The organism is Celeribacter sp. SCSIO 80838, assembly GCF_056498065.1.
This window is the reverse complement of record NZ_JAZKMA010000001.1, coordinates 3,103,968-3,122,941: the sequence shown is the minus strand read 5'-3', so window position 1 is coordinate 3,122,941 and position 18,974 is coordinate 3,103,968. Positions and strand designations below refer to the sequence as shown.

The 18,974-nt window shown below is 60.3% G+C and carries 16 protein-coding genes and 1 pseudogene; 14 read left to right on the top strand and 3 right to left on the bottom strand.

What is annotated here, in order from left to right; all coding sequences use genetic code 11:
- Positions 1-12: 12 nt before the first annotated feature.
- Both hutU and V1475_RS15660 read left to right on the top strand, forming a co-directional pair.
- Positions 13-1,710, top strand: a complete 1,698-nt coding sequence (hutU, locus tag V1475_RS15665; protein ID WP_479413493.1) for a urocanate hydratase — start codon at positions 13-15, stop codon at positions 1,708-1,710.
- Positions 1,707-2,240, top strand: coding sequence for a HutD/Ves family protein (locus tag V1475_RS15660; RefSeq protein WP_479413492.1), 534 nt, complete (start codon positions 1,707-1,709; stop codon positions 2,238-2,240). Before hutU ends, V1475_RS15660 begins: the two co-directional genes overlap by 4 nt.
- 2 nt (positions 2,241-2,242) lie before the next feature.
- Here V1475_RS15660 and V1475_RS15655 read toward each other — a convergent pair whose 3' ends face one another.
- Together V1475_RS15655 and V1475_RS15650 are read right to left on the bottom strand one after the other, a co-directional pair.
- Entirely contained in the window at positions 2,243-2,977 is a 735-nt protein-coding gene (locus V1475_RS15655) for a UTRA domain-containing protein (RefSeq protein WP_434286881.1), read from the bottom strand.
- A 446-nt stretch (positions 2,978-3,423) separates the two neighbouring features.
- Positions 3,424-4,087 (bottom strand): annotated as a pseudogene (locus V1475_RS15650) (transposase family protein); the annotation flags it as partial.
- Between the two features lie 173 nt (positions 4,088-4,260).
- Here V1475_RS15650 and V1475_RS15645 point away from each other — a divergent pair.
- The 7 genes from V1475_RS15645 (at position 4,261) to V1475_RS15615 (ending at position 12,833) form a co-directional block, all read left to right on the top strand.
- Positions 4,261-5,616 carry an efflux RND transporter periplasmic adaptor subunit gene (locus V1475_RS15645; protein WP_479413491.1) on the top strand — a complete coding sequence of 452 codons (1,356 nt, stop codon included), beginning with the start codon at positions 4,261-4,263 and terminating at the stop codon, positions 5,614-5,616.
- Positions 5,613-8,729, top strand: coding sequence for an efflux RND transporter permease subunit (locus tag V1475_RS15640; protein WP_479413490.1), 3,117 nt, complete (start codon positions 5,613-5,615; stop codon positions 8,727-8,729). The genes V1475_RS15645 and V1475_RS15640 overlap by 4 nt, the downstream gene beginning before the upstream one ends.
- Positions 8,730-9,095: 366 nt before the next feature.
- Positions 9,096-9,437, top strand: coding sequence for a hypothetical protein (locus V1475_RS15635; RefSeq protein ID WP_479413489.1), 342 nt, complete (start codon positions 9,096-9,098; stop codon positions 9,435-9,437).
- Positions 9,438-9,501: 64 nt separating this feature from the next.
- Entirely contained in the window at positions 9,502-10,236 is a 735-nt protein-coding gene (locus V1475_RS15630) for an ABC transporter ATP-binding protein (protein WP_479413488.1), read from the top strand.
- Positions 10,220-10,942: an ABC transporter ATP-binding protein gene (locus tag V1475_RS15625; RefSeq protein WP_479413487.1), complete on the top strand. Its 723-nt coding sequence runs from the start codon at positions 10,220-10,222 to the stop codon at positions 10,940-10,942. Before V1475_RS15630 ends, V1475_RS15625 begins: the two co-directional genes overlap by 17 nt.
- Positions 10,942-11,802 (top strand): branched-chain amino acid ABC transporter permease, encoded by an 861-nt coding sequence (locus V1475_RS15620; protein ID WP_479413486.1) that lies wholly within the window; start codon positions 10,942-10,944, stop codon positions 11,800-11,802. Before V1475_RS15625 ends, V1475_RS15620 begins: the two co-directional genes overlap by 1 nt.
- Before the next feature lie 8 nt (positions 11,803-11,810).
- Positions 11,811-12,833 carry a branched-chain amino acid ABC transporter permease gene (locus V1475_RS15615; protein WP_479413485.1) on the top strand — a complete coding sequence of 341 codons (1,023 nt, stop codon included), beginning with the start codon at positions 11,811-11,813 and terminating at the stop codon, positions 12,831-12,833.
- Between the two features lie 197 nt (positions 12,834-13,030).
- Here V1475_RS15615 and V1475_RS15610 read toward each other — a convergent pair whose 3' ends face one another.
- Entirely contained in the window at positions 13,031-13,672 is a 642-nt protein-coding gene (locus tag V1475_RS15610; RefSeq protein WP_434286889.1) for a TetR/AcrR family transcriptional regulator, read from the bottom strand.
- A 230-nt stretch (positions 13,673-13,902) separates the two neighbouring features.
- On the opposite strand from V1475_RS15610, the gene V1475_RS15605 reads away from it, so the two are divergent.
- Genes V1475_RS15605 through V1475_RS15585 form a run of 5 tightly spaced genes read left to right on the top strand, consistent with a single transcriptional unit; the run spans position 13,903 to position 18,529 of the window.
- Positions 13,903-14,904 (top strand): ABC transporter substrate-binding protein, encoded by a 1,002-nt coding sequence (locus V1475_RS15605; protein ID WP_479413484.1) that lies wholly within the window; start codon positions 13,903-13,905, stop codon positions 14,902-14,904.
- A 13-nt stretch (positions 14,905-14,917) separates the two neighbouring features.
- Positions 14,918-15,661, top strand: a complete 744-nt coding sequence (locus V1475_RS15600; RefSeq protein WP_479413483.1) for an ABC transporter permease — start codon at positions 14,918-14,920, stop codon at positions 15,659-15,661.
- A 37-nt stretch (positions 15,662-15,698) separates the two neighbouring features.
- The gene (locus tag V1475_RS15595) at positions 15,699-16,496 is read left to right on the top strand and encodes an ABC transporter ATP-binding protein (protein WP_434286892.1); all 798 of its coding nucleotides are present in this window, start codon (positions 15,699-15,701) and stop codon (positions 16,494-16,496) included.
- Positions 16,489-17,292, top strand: a complete 804-nt coding sequence (locus V1475_RS15590; RefSeq protein ID WP_479413482.1) for an ABC transporter permease — start codon at positions 16,489-16,491, stop codon at positions 17,290-17,292. The genes V1475_RS15595 and V1475_RS15590 overlap by 8 nt, the downstream gene beginning before the upstream one ends.
- Before the next feature lie 34 nt (positions 17,293-17,326).
- Positions 17,327-18,529 carry an FAD-dependent monooxygenase gene (locus tag V1475_RS15585; protein WP_479413481.1) on the top strand — a complete coding sequence of 401 codons (1,203 nt, stop codon included), beginning with the start codon at positions 17,327-17,329 and terminating at the stop codon, positions 18,527-18,529.
- Positions 18,530-18,974: the final 445 nt, after the last annotated feature.

Sequence of the window (18,974 nt, the reverse complement as noted above, 5' to 3'; positions counted from 1 at the left end):
AGGCCTGAACCGATGACCAATCCCCGTCATAATCAACGCGACATCTTTCCGCCGACCGGCACCGAGCTGAACGCCAAAAGCTGGCTCACCGAGGCGCCGCTTCGGATGCTGATGAACAACCTGCACCCGGATGTGGCCGAGAACCCGCATGAGCTTGTCGTCTATGGCGGCATCGGGCGTGCGGCGCGAACATGGGACGATTTCGACGCCATTGTCGAAGCACTCAAGGATTTGGAGGCCGATGAGACGCTGCTCGTGCAATCCGGCAAACCGATTGCCATTGTGCGCACCCATGCGGATGCGCCGCGGGTCCTGATCGCCAACTCGAACCTTGTGCCGAACTGGGCCAATTGGGAACATTTCAACGAACTCGATAAAAAAGGCCTGATGATGTACGGGCAGATGACCGCCGGGTCATGGATCTACATCGGCGCGCAGGGCATCGTGCAGGGCACTTACGAGACCTTCGCCGAAGCGGGACGCCAGCATTACGGTGGCAATCTGACCGGCAAATGGATCCTCACCGGGGGCTTGGGCGGTATGGGGGGCGCGCAGCCTCTGGCCGCCGTCATGGCGGGGGCCTGTTGCCTTGCCGTCGAATGCGACGAAACCCGCGCCGACTTCCGCATTCGCACCCGCTATTGTGACGAGAAGACCCATGATCTCGACGAAGCGCTGGCGATGATCGAGCGCTGGACCAAGGCGGGCGAGGCGAAATCCGTGGCGCTCATCGGCAACGCCGCCGAGATTTTCCCAGAAATCCTGCGCCGGATGCAGGCGGGCGAAGCCCTGCCCAACGGTCGCCCGGACATTGTCACCGATCAGACCTCGGCCCATGACCCGTTCCACGGTTACCTGCCCAAGGGCTGGAGCGTCGCCGAATGGCGTGCCAAACAGGAAAGCGACCCGGCGGCGGTGAACCGCGCCGCGCGCGCCTCGATGAAGGATCATGTCGAAGCCATGGTCGGCTTTTGGAACGCGGGCGTGCCGACGCTCGATTATGGCAACAACATTCGCCAGATGGCGCAGGAAGAGGGCTTGGAAAACGCCTTTGCCTTCCCCGGCTTTGTGCCCGCCTATATCCGGCCTTTGTTCTGCAAGGGCATCGGACCGTTCCGCTGGGCGGCACTCTCCGGTGACCCGGAAGACATCTACAAAACCGATCAGGCGATGAAAGAGCTGTTCCCTGAGAACGAGGGTCTGCACCGCTGGCTCGACATGGCGCAGGAGCGCATTGCCTTCCAGGGCCTCCCGGCGCGGATTTGCTGGATCGGTCTCGGCGACCGCCACCGCGCGGGTCTCAAGTTCAATGAGATGGTCGCCAATGGCGAGCTGAAAGCCCCGGTGGTGATCGGGCGCGATCACCTCGACGCAGGCTCCGTGGCCTCGCCGAACCGGGAGACCGAAGCGATGAGAGACGGTTCGGACGCGGTTTCCGACTGGCCGCTTCTCAACGCGCTGACCAACACCGCCTCGGGGGCGACCTGGGTGTCGATCCACCATGGCGGAGGCGTTGGCATGGGCTTTTCGCAACACGCCGGCGTGGTGATCTGCGCCGATGGCACGCCCGAGGCCGCGAAACGGCTTGAACGCGTGCTGTGGAACGATCCGGCGTCCGGCGTCTGGCGTCATGCCGATGCGGGCTATCCCGAAGCCATCGCATGCGCAAAAGCGCATGGTCTGCGCCTGCCGCGGATTCTCGGGTCGTGAGCCGGATTTATTCCGGGGCGGAGCGTCGCTTCGCCCCTTGGAAAAATGGCGGCGGTGAGACCGCAGAAATCCTTTGTCATCCCGAGGGCGCGGGGTTCGATGATTTCGACTGGCGGATCAGCACGGCCAAAGTCGGCCAATCCGGTCCGTTTTCCATATTTCCCGGCATCGACCGTGTGCTCACCGTGATCGAAGGTGGCGCAATGCGTCTGAGATTTGAGGACGGTCAGATCATCGACTGTGCCCCGGATGGGGTGCCGCATGCCTTTTCGGGGGAGATGCCCTGTGTCGCCGAACTTCTGAATGAGGCGCTTCTCGATCTCAATCTGATGGTGCGTGCGCCGCTCAAAGGCACGGTCTATCAAAGCGGCGAAGAGGTTGCGGACGATGGCCTCGTTGCCGCCTATCTTTTTGCCTTGGAAGATCATCGCGCACTCGGATTGAAGCGCCACGACCTTCAAGAACTGCCCCTCGGAAAGACCACTGTCCCCGAAGGCGCGCTCGTCTTGACCGTCCGCCGTCAGACCTGAGATCAACCCCCGAGTTTGCCGTCGAACTCGGCGATCAGCTGATGCGCTTCGCCCGGATAGAGCAATCGTGCGCAGGTCACCCAATGGGCATCGATCTGCGTGCGGCGCAGCACTTCGAGACAGGCTGCGCCGACGGGCAATTCCAAGAGCGTCGCATCGCGCCCGGAGACATTGATCGCCCGCACATGATGGCGCGCCTTGGTCCAGGGCATCGTGGTCAAGAGCCACGCCCCGGGCACATCTTTTTCGAAATCTACGTCCAAGGCACCGGGCACCATTTTTGTGTTGATCGCCCGGGTTTCGAGACAAAAGGGTTCGTCGTTCGAAAAGTGCAGCCCCTGCAAGAACAGAGACTTGTCCTTTGCCTCGTCTTCGTTCAGGCCCAAAAGCCGACGATCCTGCGCATTGCTCGCGCGGCTCTCGCTTGACAGAAGGGACCATTTGTACCGCCGCCCGAGTGCTGCCACTTCTTCGCCGATATTGTTGATTGCAAGCACCGCAGATTCCGCGCGTGGCTGCGCGACAACGGTGCCGCTGCGCTTGCGACGGATCACGAACCCTTCGGAGGCAAGGCGGGTCAGCACCTTGTTCATCGTCATCCGTGAAACGCCGTATTGCTCCGCCAATTCGGTCTCTTTCGGCAAAAGATACCCCGGCGGCCATGTGCCATCGACGATATTGCGCGAGAATTCTTCGAGGATCCGGCCGTGCAGCGTATCTGATTTTTCTATCGCCATGCTCGTACTCGTCGCCCCTCGCGCTGTCGTTCCCGTTCTGTCATAGTCAAGGAAAGCGGCTTTGTAACCCCGATACCGTGATGCTGCCTCACAAGTATATACCTTGTGCCGCGAACTCTGTGATTCCGTCACAATCCGGGGTCTGTGCGATGCATTCTACACCATTGATGCTGAGTTGCTTCTGACAATGATAAGGTGTTTATATTGTCGTGCAGCTTGTGCTTGATATCGCGCTACTGTTTCCAAAAGCATATACTTAAATTGGTTTGTGCCGCTGCCCTCTATGCCACCGCCTGCCTTCCCCGCAGGCTACGCGCTGACGATTTGTCCGTATACGGTGAATTTTTCCGGCGGCGCCTTGGGGTCGGGACCTAACGGGACTGTGTGCAGTCAGCCCGTAATTGCAATCCGGTTCAGAATGTGCCCCTGCCTGAAGCGGTTCGCGTTGGGCTGCCTGGCTCGATGTCGGCGGTCTGCAAACCGACAGTTCCGATCCAGTTTCTGACGGCCAGCGCGACGAATTCAGGCCCATCGCCCATTGGGCACAAACCAATGGCACCACACCGGCAACGTCGAGCGCATGAAGGCTGGTGCCCGCCCCGCAAGATAAAGAGGTCTGTCAGAACACCGATAACATCTGTCGAGTTCAGTTTGCGTTTTACCTCGATCGTCAAACATTCGCGGCTGAATTCATCGATGACATTCAGCGTCCGGAAGACCTTGCCGTTATCGGTTCGGCAATGCACGAAGTCCTTCTCCGAGAATAACGGCAACCCTGCGGTAGCCGGAGCGTCCGTATTGGCGGGCCAACCCGATCATGGCAGCGACAAGTCTGTCTTCATCGACGCGTCCCGGAGGAATGCGCCTCTGTGTCGAACGATGCTGCCCCAGCACCCGGCACAAACGCCGTTCCGAAACGTAATGCCGGGAGCGGACATGGGCGATGCAAGCACGACGACCGGCGGGGCTGAAGGTTCCGCCCGTGTCTGAGATGGTTCTCACTCCCTTGGCGGCCTCCGTGAAGAGGAGCTTGTCGAGCGTCAGATCTGACACAACCCTTCTCAACCGTTCGTCCGCTTGTTGGCCATAGCCGGTCCTCCATAGCCGATAGGGGGAGCCGTTCAAATGGGGAAGCTCAATGCTGCGTCGGGTCATTCGTTTTTCGCGAAAAATTCACAAAAATAAATATGTGTGTGACAGGTTCTCCGACGTCTCTTAACCTGCGCGGGCGAGATTCTTGGCTGTAGGCGAGAATCCTTTCGAAACGCTGGGGGATTTAGAGCATGATGAAATTGATCGGACGTGCGGCATCTTTTGGAGCGCCGGCGGCATTGGGCGTCCTTGCCGTCATATATGCCGGTAATTTCAGCACGTTGCCGGAGCCCTCTGCGGTGACGCAAAAGCCGTCCCCGGTGCGGGTGATCACGGTTGAGGCACTCCCCACCGTGCTGAGGGTCATGGGGTATGGCTCCGTCGAGCCGGTGCGGGAATGGCGCGCTGTGGCGCGGATTTCCGGGGAGGTTGTCGAACAGGCAACGCCTCTGGCACCGGGGGATATCGTCTCCGAAGGGACGGTGCTTTTCCGGATCGACGACAGTGAGCTCAAGCTCGATCTTGCGAGTATCGATGCGGAGGTTTCCGCTTCCGAACTCAAGGATCAAACGATCCGGGCCAGCCTTGAACTCGCGAAAACCGATCTGGCGCTGGCGCAGGATGATCTGGCCCGGCAGGAACAGTTAAAGTCCCAAGGTGTGGCGAGCCAGACCGCAGTGGATACCGCGCGGCGGCAGGAATTGTCGGCGCGGGCCTCCGTGACGGAGCTGGAGAACCAGATCGCATTGAACGTTGCCGAGCGGGATGTACTTGCGACGCAGCGGGCCTCCGTTGTGCGCAATCTGGGGTTTGCTGTGATCACCGCCCCCTATGACCTGCGCGTCAGCGAACTGGATGCCGATCTCGGTCAATATGTCGGTTCCGGTCAGACGCTTTTGAGCGGGGAGAGCATCGACGCGGTGGATATCGCGGCGCAATTTCCGATCGGGCGGATCGGGCCGCTTCTGCGGATGATGGAGGAGGGGGCAAGCGTTCTGGATCTGAAAGCGCGGGTAAGCCTGACCGCGCCCGGTCATGATGTGATCTGGCCCGCCGAGGTCGTGCGCGTCGGAGAAGCCATCGACAGCCAGACGCAAAGCGCGCCGGTGGTGGTCCGCGTTGTCGATCCGTTGTCGCAAAGCGAAGCGGGCAAACGGCCGCCCCTGCGGCGCAACATGTTCGTTCAGGTGGAGCTTTTGGCGCCGAAACAAAGTGTGCTGGTCGTGCCGGCCGAGGCGGTGCAGAACGGGACGGCGCTTGTTGTTTCCACGGAGGGGAAGCTGGAGAAACGACCGGTGGAGACCGGGTTTGCGTCGGATGACATTGCCGTTGTGACAAAAGGCCTGCAACCGGGGGATCAGATTGTCATCACCGATCCGTCGATTGCCGTGCCGGGCATGGCTGTCAAACCCGTTGAAGACGACGCTCGTAAGGCCGAGATCGCAGCGGCTGCACTTGGACAGGTCGCAGCCCCGGCAGGCGCTGGCGGCGGCCAAGGTAACGGCGGTGGCCAGGGCAATGGCGGCGGTCAGGGAGCCTCGCAATGATCCGACTGTTTGCTGAGCATCGCACGGCGGCCAATATCCTGATGATTGCTCTGATGGGGCTTGGGCTTTTGGCCCTGCCCAAATTGCAGCGCGATACCTTCCCGCTGACCCCGCCGTCGGATGTGTCGGTTCGGATCTCTTATCCGGGCGCGAGCCCGTCGGAAGTCGAGCGGGGGATTTGCACGGTCGCGGAAGTGCCGCTGATGCGGGTCGAGAACCTTGCAGAGTTGACCTGTATCGCCCGTGACAACGCGGCGCAAATCACGGCCGAGATCATCGAAGGTGCGGATATGACGCGCTTTTACAATGACGTCAAAGACGCGGTGGATGCCGTCTCAAACTTCCCGGAAAAGGCGGACGATCCGGTGACTCAGATTGTCGAGCGCGTGGCCTCGGTGTCTTCGGTCGCCGTGACCGGACCGGACGATCCGGCTGTTCTTTTTGCCTATGCGCAGCAGCTCGCCGAACGGCTCCGGGCCGATCCGAATATTTCGCAGGTCGATGTCAACGGCTTCTCGGATCGCGAGATTTCCGTCGCCTTCAAACAGGCCGACCTGCAACGCTTTGGCCTCGATATCGGCGATGTCGTAACGACTTTGACGCGCTACAGTCTGGATATGCCCGCCGGAACGCTCGAGGGCGCGACGGGCGAGACCGCGATCCGGTTTCTCGGGGAAAAGCGCACCCCTTCTGAGCTGGCGAAGATCCCGATTGCCAACAGCGATGCGGGCGGAGAGGTCCGTCTGGGCGATGTGGCGGAGATTCGCGCTGGGTTCGACGATCCGTCGCAGGCGACCTATTTCGGCCATGACCGCGCGGCGATCGTCGCGGTGTCGAAAACGGCGTCTCAGGATGCTTTACGGGTCAAGGCGGCGCTCGATCGCCAGATCGTCATCGCACAGGCCGAGGCACCGGGAGATATCACCCTCACGATCTCTCAGGATTCGACCTCCAACATCCGCGACCGGTTGCGCATCATCGGCGACAATGGGGTTCAAGGCTTGATCCTTGTGCTCGTGGTGATGTGGCTGTTCTTTGGCGCGCGCTTGTCCTTCTGGGTGGCTATGGGGTTGCCGGTCTCGTTTCTTGGCGCAATTTTCGCGATGCAGCTTCTGGGCTACACGATCAACATGATGACCATGGTGGCGCTGTTGGTGGCGATCGGTCTTTTGATGGACGACGCCATCGTGATTTCAGAAAATATCGTGCGGCGCAGACAGACCGGGGAAAGCGCGGCGCTGGCGGCGGTGAATGGCGTGAAACAGGTCGGCCCCGGTGTTCTGGCCTCCTTCCTGACCACGGCGATGGTGATCGGGCCGCTTGGGCTTCTGACAGGCAGCATTGGCGCGATCCTGAAGTATATTCCCATCGTTTTGCTGATCACCCTGACGGTGAGCCTGATCGAGGCCTTCCTGATCCTGCCCTCGCATATGCGTCATTCTCTGGCGCGGGACTATCGTCCGGGGCGGATCAACCGGGCCGTGAACGGGGCGTTCGATGCGCTGCGGGATCGGGTGATCGTACCTCTGGCCGATCTCGCCTTGCGCTTTCGTTACCTGACGCTGGGGCTTGCGGTGTTCCTCGTGGCGGTGTCGATGGCGGCCTACACCGGTGGCTTCATCAAATATCAGAGTTTTCCGAGTTTGGAGAGCGATATGGTCGAAGCGCGGCTTTTGCTCGCCGAAGGGGCAACGCTGGAGCGCACCGAACAGCGCGTGGCCAAAGTGATCAAAGCGCTCGACCAGCTCAACGCGGAGTGGAGCCCGGATCAGCCGGACGGTCAGCCCTTGGTGACAAGCTACACGATCACCTACGGCTTCAACGCGGATGCGCCGAGCACCGGGCCGAACATGGCGACGGTCAGCGCCGCGCTTTTGCCCGCAGGCGTGCGCACGACCGAGGTGACGGATATCGTCGATCAGTGGAAAAAACTCACGGGCGCGATGCCGGATATGGCCGCGATGCGGTTCACGGACAAGGAGCGTGGGGCAGGCGGCAAGCCGATTGACCTGCGCCTCGTGGGCGACGATCTTGACGATCTGGCGGTCACTGCCCGTGAACTGCGTCGGTTTTTCCGGGATTTCGACGGGGTGCGCGATGTGAGTTTCGACCTGAGACCCGGTAAACCCGAAATCGTGGTGCAGATGCGCCCGGGGGCTGCGGCCCTTCTGGGCGTGACACCACAAGCCCTGGCCGCAGAGCTGCGCGCCGCCTTCCGGGGCGATAGTGCGGTGTCCTTCTCGGATCGCTACGGTCAGATCGACATCGTGGCACGGCTTGCGGGCGAAGATCGGGATGCTTTGGATGACATCCTTGCGCTTCAGGTGCCGAGCACGACCGGCACGCTTGTGCCCTTGTCTGCGGTTGCGGATGTGACCCGGACACGTGGCTACAACACGATCACGCATGTGAACGGTCAGCGGGCGGTGTCCGTGCAGGGCTCGATAAATCCCGCCATCGCCAACGCGCGCGAGCTGATGCAGGCCATGCGGGCCGATTACCTGCCCGAACTGGCGGCCAAGCGCCCCGGCGTCAGCGTTCAGATCTTGGGCGAGGCCGAGGATACCGCGACGACGGGTGCTTCTTTGGGGCAAAACATGATGACCGGGATCGTCGGCGTGTACCTGCTTTTGGCCTTCTACATGGGCAGTTTCATCCGGCCCTTCGCGGTGATCGTGTCGATCCCGCTGAGCCTTGTCGGGGTGATCTGGGGGCATATGTTGCTTGGGCTTGCGATTTCCCTGCCGAGTCTGGTTGGCCTGGCAACGCTGGTGGGGGTCGTGGTGAACAACGCGATCCTTTTGGACGCCTTCATCGGCGAGCGCCGTGCGTCCGGGGCAGAGATGTTCGAAGCCGGACGCGAGGCCGTTCGGGACCGGTTCCGGGCGATTTTCCTCACGTCGCTGACCACGGTGGCAGGGCTCGGGCCGTTGTTGTTCGAACAAAGCACGCAGGCGCAATTCCTGCGGCCGATCGTGGCCAGCCTCGCATTCGGTCTTGCTGGTGCGACCTTAATGACGCTGTTCGTAACCCCGGCTTTTCTGGCGGTACTCGACGATTTTGGCTTCAATCGGACTCGTGAGCCCGAAAGCGATGATCTGGCCAAGCTGTAAGGTGCGGTTTCTCGCGTGACATCCAACGGGCGAGGAGCGCTTGTCCCTGAGGCCCCCCGTAAGGTGTGTTCCATTGTGGGCTCAATGTGGACGGTGGGAGATCCCATTCGCCCCGTTTGGCCTCGAGATTTATGTCGTCCTTATAGCTGAGCAATTGGTCGAAGTCCCGCCCGTCTGAGCGGTCATACTCGACGTGCCCCAGAAAATGGAGAGCACCAGCTGAGAACCCCGGAGGTGTTCTCTGTGAAATGAACGTGTCGCGGTTTGATGCCGCTTGGGGAGGGGCGGCGTATTGATCAGACCTGTTTCACCACGTTCCGCTCTTGGCGACATGACCTATTCCGTCGGCTTATCGCAGTCTTCGTCATGATGTCTGATCTCGCCGCCGATTACGAGGCGCAGACCGGCAATGCCTGGACCATGCCTTTGGGCTTCAAACATTCGCTCTTCGAAGTGACGCTCAATGCGCTCCAGCGTTCGGAGGACCCGACCGACCCCGACAGCATTGCCGCCGCTCTGGCCGCGACCGATGTCGAGACCGTTGTAGGCCATATCAACTTCGCCAACGGTCCGGTGCTGAATGTCGCAAAAACGCCGCTCGTCGGCGGGCAGTGGCATATGGACGGCGGCAAACCGGTGCTCAAGATCGTCGAGAACGGCGATCACCCGGAAATCCCGCTCACCGGTGAGATGAAGCCCATCGGCTGAGAGTAGAGGGAGAGGGGGGGACCCTCTCCCGATCCGGCCCTGCCGGGCTGACACGGAGAGCGATATGTCTACAATTCTGGCTCTGGACGGCGTCCAGAAGAGCTTCGGCGCGCTGAAAGTGGCCGATAACATCAATTTTGAACTCGCCGACGGCGAAGCGCTCGGCATCATCGGGCCGAACGGCGCGGGTAAATCCACGCTGTTCAACCTGATCGGCGGGACGCTTCCGGTGTCTGCGGGCACAATCACGTTTCGCGGCGAGGATGTGACGCGCAAATCGGCCGCCGAGCGGTGTCGCATGGGCGTCGCACGCTCGTTCCAGATTCCGCACCCGTTCATCGGGATGACGGTCTATGAGAACCTTCTGGTCGCGTCGAATTTCGGCAATTCCGGCCATCATGATGCGGAACAGGCATGCCGCGAGATTCTCGCGCGGACCGGGCTGTTGCCCAAAGCCAATCGTCCCGCAGGCACGCTGACGCTGTTGGAGCGCAAGCGGCTCGAATTGGCGCGTGCGCTCGCCTCGGGGCCGAAGCTTTTGTTGCTGGACGAAATTGCGGGCGGGCTGACGGAGGCCGAATGCGAAAGCCTTGTGGACACGATCAAGGACATTCGCGACGCGGGTGTCTCGATCATCTGGATCGAGCATATCGTCCATGCGCTCACCGCCGTGGTCAGCCGTTTGATCGTGATCGATTTCGGCAAGATCGTCGCTGCGGGCGATCCCGATCGGGTCATGAAAGACCCGCTCGTTCAGGAAATTTACATGGGGATTTCGGTCGATGACGACGCTGCTTGAGACCCGCAACCTCACCGCCTTCTACGGCGATTTTCAGGCGCTGTTTGGCGTCGACATCACCGTCGGGCAGGGCGAAACCGTTGCACTGATCGGTTCGAACGGGGCCGGGAAATCGACCTTCCTGCGGACCCTGACCGGGCTTTTGTCCGCCAAAGGGCAGGACATTTGCTTTGAAGGTCAGGACATCGCCGGGTGGGCGGCGGATCGCATCCACAAGGCCGGGATCGCCATGGTGCCGGAGGGGCGCAGGCTCTTTGCCTCGCTCAGCGTTGAGGAAAACCTCCTGATCGGGGCTTCGGGCAAACGCGCGGGGCCATGGTCGCTTGAGAAAGTCTATGAGATTTTCCCGGATCTGATCGCCAAGAAACACAACCCCGGCACAGCGCTTTCGGGCGGGCAACAGCAGATGGTGGCCATTGGCCGTGCGCTGATGTCCAACCCGACGCTTTTGCTGTGCGATGAAATCAGTCTCGGCCTCGCACCGAAAGTGATCAAGGATATTTACGAGGCCGTGCCGCGCATTCGCGAAGGCGGCACTTCGATCCTCGTGGTCGAGCAGGACGTGGGGCAGGCGATGGCGGTCGCGGATCGGGTCTATTGTTTTATGGAGGGGCGCGTGACGCTTTCCGGCAAGCCCGCAGATCTTACGAAACGTCAAATTGCGGCGGCCTATTTCGGCGGGAAAAACGAAGGGGAGGCGGCCTGATGGTCTGGATCAATGCTGTTTTGCAGGGCGTTTTGCTCGGCGGGCTCTACGCGCTTTTTGCCGCGGGTCTGAGCCTTATGTTCGGGGTGATGCGTTTTATCAACATGGCGCACGGGGATTTTATCATCACCGCCGCCTATCTGCTTCTCGCCCTGGTGACCGGGTTTGCGATCCACCCGGCGCTTGCCGTGCCTTTGGTGATCGTCGCCCTTGCCGCCGCGGGCTATCTGAACCAGCGCATTTTGCTCAACCGGGTGTTGGGCAAGGATATTCTGCCGCCGGTGCTGGTCACTTTCGGCCTGTCGATCATCATCCAGAACGCCTTGCTGGAAGTGTTCTCCGCCGACAGCCAGAAACTTCAGGCAGGCTGGCTCGACACGGCGTCTTTCAAACTGAGCGACGATCTCGCCATCGGGGCCTTGCCACTTTTGATGTTCCTCGCGGCCGTGGCGGTGATCGCGGGACTGCAATTCGTGTTCTACAAAACCCCGCTCGGGCGCATGCTGCGAGCCACGTCGGACGACCCGGAAATCGTTCCGCTCATGGGCGGCAGCAATGCGCATATCTTCGCGATTGCGACGGCGCTGGCCTCCGTCGTCGTGGCGATTGCAGGGATTTTCCTTGCGATGAAGACCAATTTCGACCCTGCTGCGGGGCCTGCACGGCTGTTGTTTGCCTTTGAAGTCGTGATCATCGGTGGGCTTGGCTCTCTTTGGGGGACGCTGATCGGCGGCATCATCCTCGGGGTTGCGCAAACCGTTGGCGCGCAGATCGACACGGGCTCGCAAGTCCTCGCGGGCCATCTGGTCTTCCTTGCCCTCCTCGTCGTGCGTCCGCGCGGCCTGTTTCCCAAAACGTGAGCTTTGACATGACTGTGACTGACATTTCTTCGGCCAACACCGCGCGCAACATCTCTTTTGCTCTGCGTGGGATCATGCTCATTGCCGTGCTGGCTCTGGCCTTGGCGCCCATGTGGGCGAGCCGGGCGGATCTGCGGCTTTTTATGGAGGCGCTGTCCTTCCTCGCGCTTGCGCAGATGTGGAATCTGCTGGCGGGTTACACGGGGTTGATTTCCGTGGGTCAACAGGCCTGGGTCGGACTTGGGGGCTATTTTTTCTTCGCTCTGGCCATGTTTGCGGGGATGCCGGTTTTGCTTGCGATCCCGCTGGCCGCGATTGCCGCCGCGCTTGTTGCCCTGCCGACGGCCTGGGTCGCCTTTCGGCTTCAGGGGGCGTATTTTGCGATCGGCACATGGGTTATCGCGGAAGTGTTTCGCCTGATCGCGGCGCAGAACGGCGCTTTGGGCGGCGGCTCGGGCATTTCCCTGCCTGTCGAGATTGCAAAATCTCTGGCCGAAAGCCGCAACGGGCGCGAAATGGTCATGTATTATCTGGCCTTCGGGATCGGCATTGCGAGCGTCGTCTTGGTCTGGCTATTGCTGCGCTCGAAATGGGGTCTCGCGCTTACCGCGATCCGGGACAGCGAACCGGCTGCCGAAGCCATGGGGGTCGTGACGCGTCGGGTGAAATTCCTGATTTACATCCTGACCGCAGGGGTGACGGCGCTCACCGGCGCGTTCATCTTTCTGCAAAAGCTGCGGATCACGCCGGACGCGGCGTTTTCCGTCAATGAATGGACCGCATTCGTGATTTTCATCGTGGTGATCGGGGGGCTTGGTTCCATCGAGGGGCCGATCATCGGTGTGCTCGTCTTCTTTGCGCTGCGAGAGATCGCCGCGGATTGGGGAAGTTGGTATCTGATCCTGATGGGTGCGATTGCAATCGCTGTCATGCTCATCAACAAACGCGGCATCTGGGGCGCGGTTCAGGCGCGCTGGGATGTCGCCGCTTTCCCGGTCCGTAAAATTCTGCCGGAGCGTCCGCGGGATTAGAATGCAGGGTCAACAGAACCCGGAGCAGAGCCTGAAGAATATCCCTTGAGGAGGGGCTGATGAACTTGGCTTGGGCGGGGCAGGGCCGTCTCGTGGCCGCTGATCATGATCGCAGGCTCTGCCTCCCGCTCTTTCCAAATCGGTCCTGACATTCTGCGGCTCGCGGCGATGCCCTGCGTCCGGGGGCCGCTTTCGCTTCAGGTGGCAAGCAAGCCGCCGACGGAAAACGCGACCGTGGTTTCGAGAAGATCGTCTGTCGCATCCTCCGACATGGCCAGTTCCTTGAGCCGGTTTGTGTCGGAAAACGCATAGAGATAGGCCCCGACCATCAGCGACATTTTTTGATAGATCAGTTTTTCCGGCTGCTCGGGGAGCAGCGCCACGAGCGCCTCGACATAGGCGCGGGTGGAGTCGTCATATACCTCTCGGCGCAGCGAGAAGGACAGGGGTTCCGGTTCCATGTGCAGCCGCCCGTGCAGCCGCAAAAACGCGCGCCCCTGATCGGTGTGGCGCAAATCGGACGAGGGTTGAAGGAAGGCGCGTACAAGCGTGACGAGGCTCAGGTCGCCATTGTTTTGCAGAAGAATGAGCCGGTCCATCCGCTGCTTGGCGATGTCGAGCCCGCGGCGTAAAAACACCTCGCGGAACAGGTTTTCCTTATTCTTGAAATAATAGGCCGTCATCGCGGAGGTCACATCGGCGGCGTCGGCGACCTGGCGCAGGGTCGTGCCTGAATACCCCTGTTCCGCGAACAGAATCTCTGCCTTGTCGAGGATTTTATCGGCCAGATTTCTCTGACCTTCCGGGCGTCCGACGCGCTTTTGTTTCGTATGTGCCATGCAGAGTCGTTATCCCGTTCGTGACTGTTGGGCAATGCTGCGCGCGAGCTCTCTCTCAATCGGCTTAAAGACTGATCATCTCAGCGCATACACTGCTTTATAATCCATCTCTTTTATAATGATGTGTTCCGTTTTTCCATAAAAATGAGCGGGATAAAAATTAATTACTTGATTAATTAATTGAGTCGTACCTATGGTCACCCCATAAGCACAACAACAGGGAACGCTCAATGAAACGCTTTATCCTTGGCGGTATGACTGCAACCGCCTTGACCTGCCTCTCTGCGCAGGTCTCTGCCCAAGATTTGCCCGAAGTCACCCTTCAGGCTGTCGCTGGAAGTCTCGGCGGGGTGCCGATGATGATCATTGAAGGCGAGGGGCTCGATGAGAAATACGGCTTTGACGGCACTTTCGAATATCTGCCGCACGAAGGCATTTTTCAAAACTTCCTGATCGGCAACGCCGATGTGTCGATGGACAACGATCTTCTCGGTGTGGCTTTCGCCCGCGAGGAGGGGTTTGACATCACCTCCTTCTATCCGGTCGGCAACCTCTATCTCGGCATCGTCGTGCCCGGAGACTCGGAGGCAAAGACGCCCGAAGATCTGAAAGGCAAGAAGGTCGGCCATTTCGGCGCGGACAGCGGCACCACCATGTTCATTCGGCTGATCGTCGAAGAAATGTACGGTTTTGACGTGCTCGAAGAGTATGACCTGTCCCAGGTCGGCCCCGCGGCGCTTGTCTCGCTTCTGAAGGAAGGCGAGGTCGAGGCGATTTTCGATTTTGAAAGTTTCGTCTCTGAGGCCATCGTCGCCACCGACGGGCGTTACCTGCTTCAGGCCTATTCCGACTATGCCGATTTCAATGGCGGTTTTGCCCCCTGGATCACCAACATGGTCGCGCATGGCGAGTGGCTCAAGGACAACCCGGAGCTGGCCTACGGCGTGCGCGATGCCTATGACGAGGCGGTCGCGATGCTCGAAGAGACCAATTACGAGATCCTGCGCAAACCCTATATCCGCGAGAAACTCGGTATCACCAGCGATGACGTGCTCGATGTGCTGATCGAGAATGGGGCCTCTCATCACTATTTCACCACGGACTGGTCCGAGGACAAACGCGCGGCGGCGACCGCGTTTCTCGAAAAACTGGCCGAGGATGGTGAGGTGCTCCAAAACGTGCCCGATGGCATGATGGTCACTCTCGAAGATTACGTCGGCCCGCGGCCGTAACCGGGTTCGTGAGATGACCGCACTCCAAAAGCAGGTTTGGGCCTATCTGGCCCTCCTGCTCCTCATCCCCGCGTGGTTTCTGGCGCATCAGAATACCACATTCATTGAAAGCCCGGTGACGGTTGCCAAGGCCTTGCCGCATTTCCTGTCCCAGCCCGACACCTGGAGCAACATCGGCATCACACTGGCACGGGTTATCTTCGGATTGCTCATGGGCGTTGTGGCCGGGTTCGTGGCCGCCTTCGCGATGACCCGTTCGCGCCTTTTGGGCGATGTTCTGAGCTATTACGTGACCGCTGCGCTGCGCACGCCAAGTGCGATTGCCGCGATCCTCGCTCTGGCGATCTTCAAAGGATCTGAGGCGGGCTATGTACTTGTCGTGGCCTTCATCACCTTTCCCTATATGGCTGTCGGTCTGCGGGACGGGTTGGCCAGCGCCGATCACGATCTCGATGAAATGGCGCAGGTCTATCACCTCGGACTTGTGACCAAGATCCGCAATGTCTGGGCCCCCTTCGTGGCGCCTTACATTTTCTCCGCCCTGCGCAATGCCCATGCGCTGGCGTGGAAGGTGATCGTGGTGGCCGAGATTTTCGGGGCTGCGAAAACCGGGTTTGGCGCGCAGTTCGAACATGCCTGGAGCTACATGATCATGATTGAGGTCCATCTGTGGCTCCTTGTCTTCATGGCCATTGTGCTGTTCGCGGAATACGGCCTGATCCGGACCGCCGAAAAATACGTCTTCCGCTGGCGCTGAGAGGCGCCTGCGAGAACCAGACACTCAAGGAATAACAATGACACAAGATCCCCGTCCCTCAGTGCTCAAGGCCGTCAATCTCGGCGTGTCCTATGGCGAGAGCGAGGCTGTCGCGCAGCTCGATTTCGACATCAGGCGCGGTGAATTCGTCGCCATTCTCGGCCCGTCCGGCTGTGGCAAATCCTCGATGCTCAATGTCATTTCGGGTCTGCGTGCGCCGTCAAAAGGCCGCGTGTTGGTGGAAGAGGAGGAACTCTTCACCGCTCGATCAAAACCGCCGCGTCTGGGCTATGTGTTCCAGTCGCACCGCTTGCTGCCCTGGCGCACGGTGCGCCAGAACCTTGAGATCGCGCTGGCGGCCTCCGAGGTGCCGCGCAACACGTGGGAGGCGCGGATCGACGAAATCCTCGCAATCCTGCACATTTCCCAATTCAAGGACGCCTGGCCGATGCGCCTTTCGGGCGGCCAACGCCAGCGCGTCTCCATCGCCCGGGCGCTGTTGGTCGATCCGTCCTATATTCTGATGGATGAACCGCTTTCTACGCTCGACGAAGTGACGGCGCGGTCGTTGCGTCAGGAACTCACCGGGATTTGCCAGCGCACCAATGCGACCGTCGTCTTTGTGACCCACTCGATCCGTGAGGCGGTTTTCCTCGCTGACCGTATCCTGATCCTGACCAAAGGTCCGGCTCGGATTTTCGAGGATTACAAAGTGCCGCTTGAGCGTCCGCGCGACTATGACGATGCCCGCATCGCCGAGGTCGAGGCCGACATCATTCGTCGGGTGCAAGCGCCCTGGGGCCTTGCCGTGCGAGAGGAGAGTTCCGTTGCCTGATCTTCCTCTCACCAACCCTATCGGGTTCGTGCGCAAACGCGACTGGATCGCCATGGTGCCTGCGCGTCTTCTCAGTGGGGCGATCGCGCTGATCTCGATCCTGCTGATCTGGCATGTCATGTCGATTGCCTTCCGGCCCTGGGTGCCCTCGATCGAAGCCACATTCACGGCCATGGGGCGTGCCCTTCAGAGCGGGGCCTTCTGGGACGACTTCTTTCTCACTTTGGGTCGTGTCCTCGCATCGTTCTTTGCGGCCTCGGTTGCGGGCGCCATTCTGGGGCTGGTCATCGGCCTCAACGAAAAAGCCGAGGCGTTTTTTCAGCCGCTTCTGGCCCTGGCGCTTGCTGTGCCGGACCCGGTCTATATCATCTTCGCCATTCTGGCCGTCGGCACGGGCGAAATGGCCGGTTTCATTGCGCTCACCATCGCGGTGGCGCCCTTTGTCACCAATATCGTGCGCTCCAATGTGCACGCGCGGGACAAAAGCCTCGATGAAATGGCACAAATCTATCACCTGCCGCGCAATGTCCGGCTGCGTGCGGTTCTGATTCCACAACTCATGCCCGCACTTTTGACCGCGATGCGCTTTTCCTTCGCTCTGTCCTGGAAACTCGTCGTCGTGGTTGAAGCCATCGGTCAGCCCGATGGCATCGGCGCCTCGATCTTCAACAGCTTCCGCACGCTGCGGATGCGCGAGGTGGCTGCTGTGGCGATCATTTTCATCCTCGCGATGCAGATTCTGGAACGCGGCGTTTTGGGGCGGGTGGAAAAGAAACTCTTGCGCTGGCGCGAATGAGCGCCCGCAACACACTATAAGAAAAGGAAAAAACATGAAGATCGGTATTATCGGCGGTGGCATTGGTGGCACCGCAGCGGCCCATGCTTTGCTCTCGAGAGGTCACGACGTCACCATTTTCGAACAGGCCCCCGCCTTTGGCGAGGTGGGCGCGGGGGTGCAGATGACCCCCAATGCGGTGAAAGCGATCAAGGGGCTTGGGCTTTATGAGCGCTTTCTTGAGAGCGGCTTTTTCCCCAAGGCCATTGTCGGACGCAACTGGCAAACCGCGCGGGAAAATTTCCGCATCGACCTTGGGGCGGAGTTTCAGACCCATTACGATGCGCCCTACATCCACATTCACCGCGCCGATCTGCTCGATCTGTTCGCCAATGAACTGCCGCCCGAATGCTGTCGTTTTGGCGTGAAATGTACAGGCGTTGAGTTGATCGAAACCGGTGCGCGCGCGCTGTTCGAGGATGGCAGCACGTTTGAGGCCGATCTCATTGTCGGTGCCGACGGGGTGCGCTCTGCCGTGCGCGGCTCGCTCTTTGGCACCGGCGATCTGCGCTGGACCGGGCATCAATGTTACCGCGCTCTGGTGCCGACGGGCGGTGTGGTGGATTACGTCAATCCCGACAGCACCTTCTGGATGGGGCCGAACGCTCATGTGGTGACCTATTACGTCAAAGGCGGCGAGATGGTGAACATCGTGGCTGTGACGGAGGCCTCCGAATGGGTCGATGAAAGCTGGAGCACGCGGGCGTCTCATGACGACATGCTCGCCGATTTCGCCGGCTGGCACCTGGATTTGGCGGAGCTGTTCTCCAAGGTGGACGAGGTCTACAACTGGGGCCTGTTCGACCGCGACCCGATGGAAAGCTGGACGAAAGGCGCGGTGACGCTTTTGGGCGATGCCTGTCACCCGATGCTGCCTTTCCTGTCGCAGGGGGCGGCCATGGCGATCGAAGACGGCTATATCCTCGGCGAAGCTCTGGCGCTTTATCCTGACGATCTGGCCGGAGCCCTCGCGGCCTATGAGGCCGAACGTCGTCCGCGCACCTCGAAAGTCCAGCTCGAAGCCCGCGAACGCGGCCGGACCTATCATTTGCCGACCGAGGAGGAGATGGCCGCTCGCGATGCCGAATATGCCCGGCGCGCCAAGGAAGATCCGCGCACGACTGGGATCAATACCGATTGGGTCTATGACTACGATCCGCGGAGCTTTGCATCCCGGATGCGCGAGCTTGCCGTGTGACAGACAAAGACTCGAAACGGGTATGGTAGAAATGAGAGCTTGCCCCGTATTTTGCGGGGCAAGTTCTGCATGTCATGGCGTCGCTCTGTCAGGAGAGCTTCCCATGAGGCGGGCAGGGGGGCGAGTTTAACGCGGGGCACAGCCTGTTCTTTCAAGGGGAAAGAGCCGCCTTTTCCCGAGAGGCGTCTTTCGACGCGGCATCAAGGTGTAGCGTTCTGGCCATGCTGAGACGGGTTCGAGTTCGTCTTACAGCACAAAGCAGGGGATATGCTTGCCCGCACGATTTCAGATCCCGGAGCTGCGCCCTTGTCTGTGTCGTGCGCAACCTCTGGCGGGGCGTGTTTTCCTGAGCATTCAGTTGGGGGACGCGGTGAAAGACGTGGGGGGAGGCGTGGGGGGCAGGGTTGAATCGCCCCCGATTCACCGTCGATTTGTGTGGTTTTGC

What these genes read in the sequence shown, in the direction of transcription:
- V1475_RS15600 (WP_479413483.1), top strand. Translation starts at nt 14,918, where the DNA reads ATGACCGCACTCCAAAAGCAGGTTTGGGCCTATCTGGCCCTCCTGCTC.
- V1475_RS15645 (WP_479413491.1), top strand. Translation starts at nt 4,261, where the DNA reads ATGATGAAATTGATCGGACGTGCGGCATCTTTTGGAGCGCCGGCGGCA.
- V1475_RS15655 (WP_434286881.1), bottom strand. Translation starts at nt 2,977, where the DNA reads ATGGCGATAGAAAAATCAGATACGCTGCACGGCCGGATCCTCGAAGAA.
- V1475_RS15635 (WP_479413489.1), top strand. Translation starts at nt 9,096, where the DNA reads ATGATGTCTGATCTCGCCGCCGATTACGAGGCGCAGACCGGCAATGCC.
- V1475_RS15610 (WP_434286889.1), bottom strand. Translation starts at nt 13,672, where the DNA reads ATGGCACATACGAAACAAAAGCGCGTCGGACGCCCGGAAGGTCAGAGA.
- V1475_RS15630 (WP_479413488.1), top strand. Translation starts at nt 9,502, where the DNA reads ATGTCTACAATTCTGGCTCTGGACGGCGTCCAGAAGAGCTTCGGCGCG.
- V1475_RS15625 (WP_479413487.1), top strand. Translation starts at nt 10,220, where the DNA reads ATGACGACGCTGCTTGAGACCCGCAACCTCACCGCCTTCTACGGCGAT.
- V1475_RS15605 (WP_479413484.1), top strand. Translation starts at nt 13,903, where the DNA reads ATGAAACGCTTTATCCTTGGCGGTATGACTGCAACCGCCTTGACCTGC.
- V1475_RS15585 (WP_479413481.1), top strand. Translation starts at nt 17,327, where the DNA reads ATGAAGATCGGTATTATCGGCGGTGGCATTGGTGGCACCGCAGCGGCC.
- V1475_RS15615 (WP_479413485.1), top strand. Translation starts at nt 11,811, where the DNA reads ATGACTGTGACTGACATTTCTTCGGCCAACACCGCGCGCAACATCTCT.
- hutU (WP_479413493.1), top strand. Translation starts at nt 13, where the DNA reads ATGACCAATCCCCGTCATAATCAACGCGACATCTTTCCGCCGACCGGC.
- V1475_RS15640 (WP_479413490.1), top strand. Translation starts at nt 5,613, where the DNA reads ATGATCCGACTGTTTGCTGAGCATCGCACGGCGGCCAATATCCTGATG.
- V1475_RS15620 (WP_479413486.1), top strand. Translation starts at nt 10,942, where the DNA reads ATGGTCTGGATCAATGCTGTTTTGCAGGGCGTTTTGCTCGGCGGGCTC.
- V1475_RS15595 (WP_434286892.1), top strand. Translation starts at nt 15,699, where the DNA reads ATGACACAAGATCCCCGTCCCTCAGTGCTCAAGGCCGTCAATCTCGGC.